Below are 4754 nucleotides of genomic sequence, written 5' to 3' on the forward strand. Positions count from 1 at the left end.
AGCATTGAGAATTTTCTGGAGAAAGAGATTTATAAGATTCCTATCCCTGAAGGATTGGGAGAGGCTCCGGAATACAAACCGCGTTCGTTCAACAAAAACAGGAACGGGAATTTCTCTAAAAGAAAAGATTTCCGGGGAAAAAGAAACAACGGAGGGAAGAAAAGCAACTACCCTGCGCCCAGACAGAAATAAAATCTGTATTTCTTTGTTTGGACAGAATCTGTATTTCTTATTTTGAGAAACCTGATTCCTATTTGGATAGAATATAGAGTCCTTATTTGGATGAGGTAATCTCCAAATCGCCTTTAAAGCTCACTTCCATATTTACAACGCTATATATGGAAGTTTCCGGAATGGCTAAAACTGCTTGATAATGAAAACCATTCCGGTTTACTTTCACAAACTTTGTATCTGACAGGATTGATTGCGCCAGAAAATCCGCAGGAACCACTTTGTCGAACATCTGTTTGGTTATATCGCTGGCAAACAGGCTCTTTTTACCTTCGTACACACAGATGTGCATCACATTATCATAGTACACATTATCCATACTAATCCCGTCTTCGGAATAAGTCGTCTTGATGACTCTCATTTTAGATGGATTGATATATACGTATGCACGATAGCGAGTGCCGTTGTAAGTCACTACACTATCGCGTTTGGTTACTTCCGTATAAGTCGGAACCACAAGTTCCTGACGGACAAAATAGATAGAATCATTGAGGTCTTCGGATTTATGCAGTTTTATTACATTATCCGTAATGGAATGAAACCAAAATATATGTTCTCCCTGTTTATCAATCTTGTAATAAGTGGTATCATTTCCATAAGTGTAAAGAATGTCCCGCATGATTTTAAATGCAATGGGAGTACTTTGTGCGTCTGCATAGTAGATGGTATCTCCTTCCACACGCATCAACGGGCTCTCCGTTTCATCGTCCAGCCAAATTCCCTGCAGTAACTCTTTTGCGCTAAGATCCTCTTTCTCCTGTTGAAGAGAATGGGGACTCTTATTGCCGCTACATGCCGCGAAAAGGATTGCCATTAACGATACAGCCACATTTTTCATCATCTATCTTAGTTTTGTATAAAGATACTCCTATTTTTTTATTTACCAATACAATGGTAAACAAATCCGAGCTCTTCCATCTCTTTTTTATCATATATATTACGTCCGTCCAACACAATCTGCTGGGCCATCGTCTTCTTGATAACGGCCCATGAGGGCAGACGGAATTCTTTCCATTCGGTAACCAGCATCAATACATCAGCATCCAACACTGCATCGTACATATCACAAGCATAATAGATTTTTTCTCCAATTCTACGCTTGCACTCTTGCACAGCAGCCGGATCGTATGCACGCACCCGACAACCAGCTTCCAGCAATTTATCGATCAGGACTAATGCCGGAGCCTCACGCATGTCATCCGTTTCCGGTTTAAATGCCAGCCCCCACAAAGCAACAGTCTTACCTTGCAAATCACCATTAAACTGTTTCTTTAGCTTCTCAAACAGGACGCTTTTCTGTTGTTCGTTCACTTCTTCCACAGCACTAAGCACCCGCATACTATAACCGTTCTGTTCCGCAGTCTTAATCAATGCTTTCACGTCTTTAGGAAAACAGGAACCACCATATCCGATGCCCGGATACAGGAACTTACGTCCAATACGGGTGTCCGAACCTATTCCGCTACGTACCATGTTCACATCCGCACCAACGATTTCGCATAAGTTTGCGATATCATTCATAAAACTGATACGGGTTGCCAACATCGAGTTTGCCGCATATTTAGTCATTTCTGCAGATGGAATATCCATGAAAATCACACGGAAATTATTCAATAAGAATGGCTTGTATAGCTTGGACATCAATTTCTCCGCACGTGCCGACTCCACTCCCACTACCACACGGTCCGGACTCATAAAGTCACTGATCGCATTTCCTTCTTTCAGGAATTCCGGATTAGAAGCCACGTCAAAATCAACTTTCACGCCTCTCTTATCCAATTCTTCCTGAATAACCGCACGAACCTTACTGGCAGTACCCACCGGAACGGTACTTTTGGTAACTACCAGTTTATATTGTTTCATATTGCGACCAATGGTACGGGCCACCTCCAACACGTATTTCAAATCAGCGCTGCCGTCTTCATCCGGAGGGGTGCCAACCGCACTGAATATAACTTCCACATCGTCCAGACAGCTTTCCAATGAGGTTGTAAACTTCAATCGCTTTGCTTTCATATTACGGAGCACCATCTCTTCCAATCCATTCTCATAAATCGGAATATTCCCCTTTTGCAAAGATTCGATTTTCTCTTTATTTGTGTCTACGCACGTTACATTCACGCCAATTTCGGCAAAGCATGTACCTGATACCAGCCCCACATACCCTGTTCCCACGATTGCAATTTTCATACTTAATCTATTGTTTGTTTAGAAATTCATTCAAAATAAGCGGCATCTTTAAAGGCAGTTCCCTCTCTGTCTTTCGCCGATAATACCATTTGCGAATCTGCCAACGGCCAGTCTATCCCCAACGTTTCATCATTATACAAAATAGAAGCTTCTGCCTGCGGAGCATACTTGTTATCTACCTTATACGTAAAAACGGCTTCTTCGCTCAAGACTGCAAAGCCATGAGCAAAACCACGGGGAATGAAAAATTGTCTCTTGTTTTCCTCACTAAGCAACACGCAGATGTGCTTTCCAAACGTAGGCGATGACTTACGCAAATCAACGGCAACGTCCAGCACTTTTCCTTTAAGAACACGAACCAGTTTCGCTTGACTGTATTCTCCTTTCTGATAGTGCAATCCGCGTAACACGCCAAAAGATGATTTCGACTCGTTGTCCTGTATAAAATCTACGGGACCAATATTAGCATCAAACTCTTCTTTCTTATAGGCTTCCATAAAATAGCCCCGTTCATCGGAGAAAACTTTAGGCTCTATCAGCCATACTCCGTCTATTTCCGTCTGTATATAGTTCATTATTGATAGTGATAAATAAAACGATGCAAAAGTAGTGAATTTTTCGAAGTTTTCTGGGATATATTCAATTTATCTCGTAATTTTGCAGACATGATTGAATTGGCACAACATATAGAGACTTTACTACTGGAAAACGATTGCGTCATTGTTCCGGGGTTTGGCGGTTTTGTAGCGCATTACTCGCCTGCAACCCGTGTTAAGGAAGAAAATATATTCTTACCTCCTACCCGCACAATCGGCTTTAATCCTCAATTAAAACTGAATGACGGCGTATTGGTGCAATCTTATATGTCAGCGTATGACACGAGTTTTGCTGACGCCAGCCGCATAGTAGAAAAGGAAGTAAACGAATTCATCGGTCTCCTTCATGAAGAAGGAAAAGCCCATTTGGATAATATAGGCGAGATTCACTATAACATTTATGGTAACTATGAGTTTGTTCCTTATGACTATAAGATAACGACTCCTTCATTATACGGTCTCGACTCTTTTGAAATGCATGAACTTTCCGTTCTGCAACAGAAAGAAAAAGTATGGATACCGGCTCATCCGGAGAAGGAAAAGAAGACTTTTGAAATTAGTATCAATCGTGCATATCTTCGCAATGCTGCAGCAATGATTGCTGCCATCGTATTGTTCTTTGCCTTTTCAACTCCGGTAGAGAATACAGACGTTCAAAAAAACAATTATGCACAATTATTACCCAGTGAGCTTTTTGAGCAAATAGAAAAGCAATCGGTTGTAGTAACTCCTGTGTATGTTAAGAGTGATGCAATGCAACAAGCTAAGAAGCTTTCCGCTACTGCTTCAACTTCTTCTTCAACGAAGACTTCATCCACTAAAAAGAATACAGCGGATAAGACTTCCAAGCCAATCGCAGTTAGAGAAGTGAAAGTGGCCAAACAGGAAACGGCAGCTACTACTTCCGCTACTGCCCCTGCTGCGGTTAAATCTCCAGAAAGTGCCAATCATCCTTTCCATATCATAGTGACAGGAGGAATCAGCTTGAAAGATGCAGAAGCCATAGTAACCCAATTAAAATCAAAAGGGTTTGCTAATGCAAAAGCGCTGAACATGGATGGAAAAGTACGTGTCAGCATCAATTCATTCGACAACCGCAATGAAGCGACCAAGCAATTACTTGAGCTAAGAAAAAACGAAACTTATAAGAATGCCTGGTTACTGGCTAAATAAAAATCCCTTTTTAAAAGCATGAAACGAATTCTTTGTCCTAAATGTGAGAATTACCTTTTTTTGATGAAACCAAGTATAGCGAAGGCCAATCACTGGTATTTGAATGTGAGCATTGCGGCAAGCAATTCAGCATCCGGCTTGGAAAGAGCAAAGTAAAGGCTCTTAGAAAGGAAGAAAATCTGGAAGAAGAAGCTGAATCCCATAAAGAAGAATTCGGATATATCACTGTTATCGAAAATGTATTCGGTTATAAACAGATATTGCCCTTACAAGAAGGTGACAATGTCATAGGCCGCCGTTGTGTGGGAACTTCTATCAATACGCCCATTGAAAGCGGTGATATGAGCATGGATCGACGCCATTGCATCATCAATATCAAACGCAATAAGCAAGGAAAACTTGTTTATACATTACGGGATGCTCCCAGCCTGACAGGTACTTTCCTCATGAATGAAATCCTAGGGGATAAAGATCGTGTACGCATTGAGGATGGCGCTATTGTGACTATCGGAGCTACTACATTTATCTTGCATGCGGCTGAACAAGAATAATCACCTGACAATA

Annotated in this window: 4 protein-coding genes and 2 pseudogenes; 3 read left to right on the forward strand and 3 right to left on the reverse strand. The window is 41.3% G+C overall.

Annotation, left to right across the window (positions count from 1 at the left end; genetic code table 11):
- A pseudogene (locus BXY_RS02635) lies at positions 1-192 on the forward strand (DEAD/DEAH box helicase); the annotation flags it as partial.
- 82 nt (positions 193-274) lie between these two features.
- Here the strand turns inward: BXY_RS02635 and BXY_RS02640 are convergent.
- The 3 genes from BXY_RS02640 to rfbC are packed head-to-tail and all read right to left on the reverse strand — an operon-like array spanning position 275 to position 2996.
- Positions 275-1072: a DUF4738 domain-containing protein gene (locus tag BXY_RS02640; RefSeq protein WP_004315345.1), complete on the reverse strand. Its 798-nt coding sequence runs from the start codon at positions 1070-1072 to the stop codon at positions 275-277.
- A 35-nt stretch (positions 1073-1107) separates the two neighbouring features.
- Positions 1108-2421, reverse strand: a complete 1314-nt coding sequence (locus BXY_RS02645) for a UDP-glucose dehydrogenase family protein (protein ID WP_004315344.1) — start codon at positions 2419-2421, stop codon at positions 1108-1110.
- A gap of 26 nt (positions 2422-2447) precedes the next feature.
- Entirely contained in the window at positions 2448-2996 is a 549-nt protein-coding gene (rfbC, locus tag BXY_RS02650; RefSeq protein ID WP_009041064.1) for a dTDP-4-dehydrorhamnose 3,5-epimerase, read from the reverse strand.
- Between the two features lie 90 nt (positions 2997-3086).
- Between rfbC and BXY_RS02655 the strand changes: the two genes are divergently transcribed.
- Positions 3087-4190 (forward strand): HU domain-containing protein, encoded by a 1104-nt coding sequence (locus BXY_RS02655; protein WP_015531155.1) that lies wholly within the window; start codon positions 3087-3089, stop codon positions 4188-4190.
- An 18-nt stretch (positions 4191-4208) separates the two neighbouring features.
- A pseudogene (locus tag BXY_RS02660) lies at positions 4209-4741 on the forward strand (FHA domain-containing protein).
- Positions 4742-4754: the final 13 nt, after the last annotated feature.

This window comes from Bacteroides xylanisolvens XB1A (genome assembly GCF_000210075.1).
Lineage (GTDB): Bacteria > Bacteroidota > Bacteroidia > Bacteroidales > Bacteroidaceae > Bacteroides > Bacteroides xylanisolvens.